Source organism: Microcoleus sp. BM001215392 (assembly GCF_036700185.1).
Lineage (GTDB): Bacteria > Cyanobacteriota > Cyanobacteriia > Cyanobacteriales > Microcoleaceae > Microcoleus.
On record NZ_JAUBOJ010000401.1, the window covers coordinates 1 to 6550 of the forward strand.

Here is a 6550-nt window from a genome sequence, read left to right on the forward strand (position 1 = left end):
TCTCTACTTGTTGGGGACTCATGCCGACTCCCGTATCTGCGATCGCAAAGCGAATGCGGGATCTAAAAACCGATTTTTCTGCTGCTGGATTTTCCCTATAATCTACATTTTTATCGCTCGCCGAGTCACTTCTTTCTACCGTAAATCTCACCTGATCCTGTTCTGTGAATTTAATAGCATTTCCCAACAGATTAATCAATACCTGACGCAAACGCTTTTCATCGGTAATGACTCCCATAGGTAAGTTTTCATCGAAGAAGAAGTCGAAGCTAATTCCTTTTTGTTGGGCGCGAATCGAGTTGATTTCGACAATTCCTTGCAGAAACGAAGGGAAATGTAGGGAGCTGGGATATAGTTCTAATTTCCGGGCTTCGATTTTAGATAGGTCAAGGATATCGTTAATTAGGGTGAGCAGGTGGGAGCCGCACTTGTAGATAATGTCAACTCCATTAAGTCCTTTAGAGTCGATGGATTCGTTGCGTTGCAAGATTTGAGCGTAGCCGAGGATACCGTTGAGGGGCGTGCGGAGTTCGTGGCTCATGTTGGCGAGGAATTCGCTTTTGGCGGCGTTGGCGTTGTCGGCGGTTTCCTTGGCGTCTTGAAGTTCGAGTGTACGTTCGGTAACGCGGTCTTCGAGGACGGTGAAGGATGTTTTGAGTTGGGCGGCCATTTGGTTGAACGATCGCGCTAACCCTGATAATTCTTTGATGTCGTTGATTTCGACGGTGCGATCGAGGTCTCCGCTGGCGATCGCCTCACTGGCTTCATTTAATCTGCGGATGGGTTTGGCAATCCAATTGGCAGTTATAATTCCTAATCCTGTGGCGATACCTAAGGCCAACAAACACAAGAAGATTGTAATCTGGGTATTTGTATTAATCTGTTCCATGAAGTCTGATTCTGGAACCACGACTACAATCAACCAATCAAGTCCTTGAGGATCTTGAAATGGCAAAACTTGGATAAATTGGCGATCGCCAGACAACCTAAAATCTAGTTTTTGTCCACCTTTAATATTATTTAAATTACCAAATTTTTGGGTTAAAATTTTAGCGGTTGAACTAATTAGCAGGTCGCTACTCTCGGCTGCTTTAATTCGCTGTGGTTCTATATTCGGCTGACTTGAACTGAATATCTTTTGTTGAGTCCGACTCGCTACTAATAGTCCAGAGCGTTCTATAATAAAAACCTGCCCCGAGCGACCAATCTTTAGATGTGCCAGAAACTTACTGATGTCTTCCAAAAAAAGATCGGAACCGATCACGCCTTGGAGCTTTCCACTTCGATCGTAAATAGGCCAGCTAGCTGTAATTGTGGACTTAATTTTGTCAAATGCGAGATAAATATGACTCCAGGTTGGCTGTCGTTTTTTTACTGCTTCAATGTACCAAGGTCGGGTGCGAGCATCATATTTATTAGTAGATTTCTCTACCAAATATGTACGAGTTCCATCCTGAGCGATTTTGTAGGAATAGGGTAAATAATTTGTATCTTTATTTGCAATAAGATATTGTATAGAACCATCTTTCAGCGAGCGATCGAACCCGATAACTGCTCCTGTCTCGTCTGAACCCAAATAAATGGTAGATACAGACTTAAACATTTTTACTTGTTGCCACAAAATTTTTTGTATAGGCAAGATATTTCCATTCAAATCGAGGCTTATTTCTCCGCGTTCGAGGGCATCTGCATTGAGGTTATTAATTATGAAAGGTTCTCTGAAGTAATTGTTGAGGTATTGTTCAGTGCGATCGCTAATCTCACTCCTCAACTGAGTAGCTACATCATTAACAGCTTTCTGGCCGTTACGATAGGAAAGCCATCCTGTTAACCCTACAGCAGCAAAGATTTGGATCGCAAAGGGGACAATCAAGACAATCCGCAAGGGAAGTCGGCGAGAGGTCTGATAAAAAACATGATTTAAACGTTTGAACAACACCATCACCTCCAAATTGCCGATCGAAATAATTGTTTATTCTTCATAAATAATTCTATGATAATTCATTTTTGGTTGCTATATCAACAAATCTTAAATATCTTTTTACTCAGCCAAAGTAGGAATGCGAATGATAAATTCTGTACCCAGCCCTAGGGCTGATTCTACATCTAAAGTTCCTCCATGGGTTTCTTCAACGATCGACTTGGCGATCGCCAATCCCAATCCTGTCCCCTTACCAACATCTTTCGTAGTAAACAAATGGTCGAATATCCGTGATTTTACCGACTCAGACATCCCAGAACCGTTATCTTTGATACTAATTGAGACTGTTTGCAGGTCGATCGACATTTCACTAGAAATGATAATTTGCCCTGGATCGGCTTGTAATTGGGCATAAGTTCGCCCAACACAGGCTGCATCTAAAGCATCGATCGCGTTGGCGATCAGATTCATAAATACCTGGTTTAATTGTCCCAAATGGCAGCTAATTCTTGGAATATTTCCATAATTTTTAATAACTTGAACTGCTGGACGCTGATTGTTAGCTTTCAATCGATGCTGTAAAATAGTCAAAGTGCTGTCAATTCCGTCGTGAATATTAGTCGCAACTTTTGAGTTAGTATCGGCACGGGAAAAAGTTCGGAGAGAGATACTGATGTTGTGGATGCGTTCGACACCGTTTTTCATAGATGCAAGAATTTGCGGTAAGTCTTCTAAAATATAATTTAATTCAATTTTATCCGCATCTTCCTCTATTTCTTCTCCAGGATTTGGTAACTTTTGCTGATAGAGTTGTAAGTGATGAATCAAATCTTCAACAACAATGATAGCTTGGTCGAGATTCCCGCCAATAAACCCAACTGGATTGTTAATTTCGTGACCTACCCCTGCGATCAGGTTGCCGAGAGCAGACATTTTTTCACTTTGAACAAGCTGCATTTGAGCTTGTTGCAATTCTTTCAGATATTGTTCTAGCTGTTGTGATTTTTCCTGCTCTCGCAGATAGAGTTCAGCATTGTCTTGATTCGTTTTATGCAAATTCATGAAAGCCGTTTGGAGTTGAGCAGCCATGCTATTGAACGTCCTTGCTAAAACTCCCAGCTCGTCTTTTCTGTTGGTAGCTACTGTTAACTCAAATTGACCATCTGCTAGGGCTGTAGCAGCATTTCCGATCTCAATAATTGGTTGAGTAATCCAGCGAACTGTTACGATACCAATAATTGTAGAGACTGCTAATGCTAACAGGCAGAAAATCAGAGTAATCAGAGTATTGGCATATATTTTATCCATAAAACTTGATTGTGGAACCACCACAACAATCAGCCAATCTATACCTCGATTGTCAGAGAATGGGGTTACTTGCACAAATTGCAGATCGTCATTAATTTTAAAATCAAGTTGTTGGTCACTTGAAATATCATTAAAATTTTTAAATTGTTTGCTCAAATGCTTGGCTGTCAAACTAATTAAGGGAATTTTGCTGTTTGTGGCATGAATTCGTTGAGAACTCTTGCCATCAGCAGCGACTATAAAAGGTTTTTCCGCGGTCGAAGAAGCAACGATATATCCAGAGCGTTCGATAATAAATGTTTGTCCCAATCTGCCGACTTTTACCTCTTTTAAAAATTCACTAATATCAGACAAAACTAAAGCAACTCCTAGAACTCCTACCAGTTTTCCTGATTTGTAAACTGGTAGACCGGCATCTATACTAATATTAGGAGATGGAGCTACCCATACAGAAATTGGACTCCAGATAGCTTTGCCTTCTTGAGCCGCAACTTTGTACCAAGGTAGAGTCCGAGGATCAAAGTTGGGAGTAACTGACAGCAACTTGCCACGAGCGCCAATATTATTAGTTTCATAATTATAAAATTTCCCGCTAGCAGACTTTTCTACAATTCCCAGATTCAATGTGCGATCGGCTAACCTGCCTGTCCCGATAAATTCTCCAAATTCATTACTATAATGAATGTAACTAACAGTATCAAACCTCTGGATTTGCTGCCAAAAATAGCCTTCTAGCCTCTGTTTATTCTCGACATTTAAAAGTCCGAGGCTGATGGCGTCTGAATTAATTTGATTAATTGTCTTAGGCTGTGCTAAAAAAGTTTTGAGATGCTGTTGAATGCGAGCAGTAACTTCGCTCCGCAGTTTGGTTGCCACATCGTTAACGGCTTGTTGTCCGCTGTTAAAGGACAGATAACCCACTATCGCTACTGTGCCGACAATTTCTATAATAAATGGAACAATTAAAGCGGTTCGGAGAGGAATATGGCTAAAAATTCGGTAGAGAGGTAACACCATTTTATATGTTAAGATTGAGATTTAAGAATAGAGAAGATATTATCAACTTCTAATTCCCGGTCGCTGCTTTTTCAAATACTGCTGTTAGTAATTTTGCGCCCGATCGAACTAACTAACTAGCCGATTAAATTTATGTGGCAATATCTTTGTCCCAGTTTGAGAGGGTTTTGTCGGAGATTTGCAGGATTTTGCAGGCTTCTAGGTGGGGTGATATAGCGGGTCATTGTCTTGCTTTGAAGGTGATACCGCATTTTACTACTTTATTTGATGAATTTGATTAGTTTGAAATTAAAATTGGGCGATCGTAAAACCAGCGTATTTTTGTCATTGTTCGCCCTCGTGTCCCAATCTCAAAGCCTTAATACACGGTCATCATGCCTCCAAGACTGACTTATTATAAGCTATGGCAACTACCTGTACATCGGTTAAATCTAAATTGCTCGTTCCCGAACAGACTTTTTCCTTCTGCTCTAAAATACGATCGCCCTCGTAGCAAATTCTATATTCACCGTCAAGCCGTACGGTTGAGCTAGCCCGATCGGGTTAGCTCAAATGAGTGTCACCAAAAAAAGCGACTGGTAACTAACTTGTACCCCCGGCTATCAATAGATATAGCGAGGGAAAAGCAAAAACAAAACTTTTGGACTCGAACAACCTACTTAGATAAACCCATGGAAATTTCAACTTTTGAACTCTTAGCAAAGCCGATCGCACCTCCAGTACCCACAGCACCAGAACTGACTCCAGTGCTTCGCCGAGTCGTTCAAGGATACTTTCTCACCATCTCAAATCTCGAAGCGATCGACTTGCGATATCGGATTGAGTTTGCTGTCAGTTTACCCGTACCCGCAGATCCTAATAAAATCCCGATCGACGGCGTTAATGTTCGCTTAATAATTGACGTTGAAGGCACTAACACCCCTTTATCTCTGACTCAGATCGGATCTAGCAACATATATCGCGGGTTTTTCAGAATACCTGCGGGCAAAACAGCATCTGTTGAACTGTTACCTATTGTACCAGCAGCTCTCTCTCCGGGTACCTTAGAAGTGCGGGGATATGTCTCGCTGTTTTTGCACCCCCGCCGCTTCTTTCCAGGCCCCCAACCCCCAACCAAAGAAGGAGCCAGAGTGTTGCTGAATCCAGAAATTCGGGGTACTTTTTTGCCGAATGGTTTTCCTGGTGTGGTTGGGGATCTAGACTTCGATCAAATTAATTACACTCTGGCGATCGCTAGCGGAAAAGCATTGAATCTGCTTCCTCCGGCAATTTGTGGGCCAATTATTATCGATCCACCAGTTATTATGCCAGTTTTGCAAGAGTTGCGCAGCGGTAATTTGGAGTTAGCTAGTTCGGAAGCAGATAATTCAGAAAAAGCTCAAATGCTAGTACAACTTCTAGCTGAACTTGAACCAAACGAAGCCAATTTTAAGGCGCTAAATACCGTAATGGACAAGTTAGATATTCCCGTGAAAATGTCTCACTGTTAGAAAACCAGGGAATTATCCACAAACTTTCTCCCTAGGGTAGAAAATATCTAAATTCTCTTGTATGTACGGTGCGCAATGCGCACCTTACTGTATGTAGGGTGCGCAATGCGCACCTTACCGCTCTCTTGTCTGTAGGGTGCGCAATGCGCACCTTACCGCTAGTTTGTATTGAGGAATTCAGTCCGAGCGAGTTTTTTTGAGGACTGAAGTCCGAACGATCAAACGTTAGAAATCGAAAATGGTATGAGGATTATTCGGATGCAACCAGTATTTAAGTTTCAGCCAATTTCCTTTAGCTGGGTAGCCGTTCACCCCCAGCCAAAAGGCGTTATCCAATTTATAGGCGGTACTTTTTTTGGCACTTTTCCTACTCTATTTTACCGACATTTTTTAAAAGAGTTGTTTGCAGATGGCTATACAATAGTTGCTTTGCCATTTAGGTTTAGTTTTCGCCACTGGCCGATCGCAGTTAGTTTATTGCAAGAACAGGAGATACTTAGAAAAGAACTAACCGAAGTTGCGAAAAAATTGGGTTTGGAATCGGATATTTATCAAGACCGAGCTAGCTATTTTTGGGTAGGTCACAGTTTGGGATGCAAGTACATCGCTCTTTTAGAGTTTTTAAGCGATACCAATTGGCAAACTATTGCGAATCAATGTTGCGGTAGAGATGAAAACCGACAAATTAAAAACTTAATCTACAATCGCAGTATCGAGACACCTTCAATTAAAGGTCAACCCTCTTTATTAATTGCTCCCGATATAGCAAGTCTAAATGATTCACAAAATTTTATTAAATACAATGGTTATGGAT

At 41.3% G+C, this 6550-nt stretch carries 4 protein-coding genes; 2 read left to right on the top strand and 2 right to left on the bottom strand.

All coding sequences use genetic code 11. The features are described from left to right. Together QT974_RS29000 and QT974_RS29005 are read right to left on the bottom strand one after the other, a co-directional pair. A partial coding sequence (locus QT974_RS29000) for a histidine kinase dimerization/phospho-acceptor domain-containing protein (protein ID WP_333471847.1) occupies positions 1-1936 on the bottom strand: 1936 nt, incomplete at its 3' end. Positions 1937-2041: 105 nt separating this feature from the next. Further along, a complete protein-coding gene (locus QT974_RS29005) occupies positions 2042-4246 on the bottom strand; it encodes an ATP-binding protein (RefSeq protein WP_333471848.1) in 2205 nt (734 codons plus the stop codon). 671 nt (positions 4247-4917) lie between these two features. Here QT974_RS29005 and QT974_RS29010 point away from each other — a divergent pair. Then, positions 4918-5736, top strand: a complete 819-nt coding sequence (locus QT974_RS29010; RefSeq protein ID WP_333471849.1) for a hypothetical protein — start codon at positions 4918-4920, stop codon at positions 5734-5736. Positions 5737-5994: 258 nt separating this feature from the next. Further along, a partial coding sequence (locus tag QT974_RS29015) for a DUF1350 family protein (RefSeq protein ID WP_333471850.1) occupies positions 5995-6550 on the top strand: 556 nt, incomplete at its 3' end.

Bases quoted from the DNA above. Each gene is read 5' to 3' on its own strand.
- QT974_RS29010 (WP_333471849.1), top strand. From the start codon at position 4,918: ATGGAAATTTCAACTTTTGAACTCTTAGCAAAGCCGATCGCACCTCCA.
- QT974_RS29005 (WP_333471848.1), bottom strand. From the start codon at position 4,246: ATGGTGTTACCTCTCTACCGAATTTTTAGCCATATTCCTCTCCGAACC.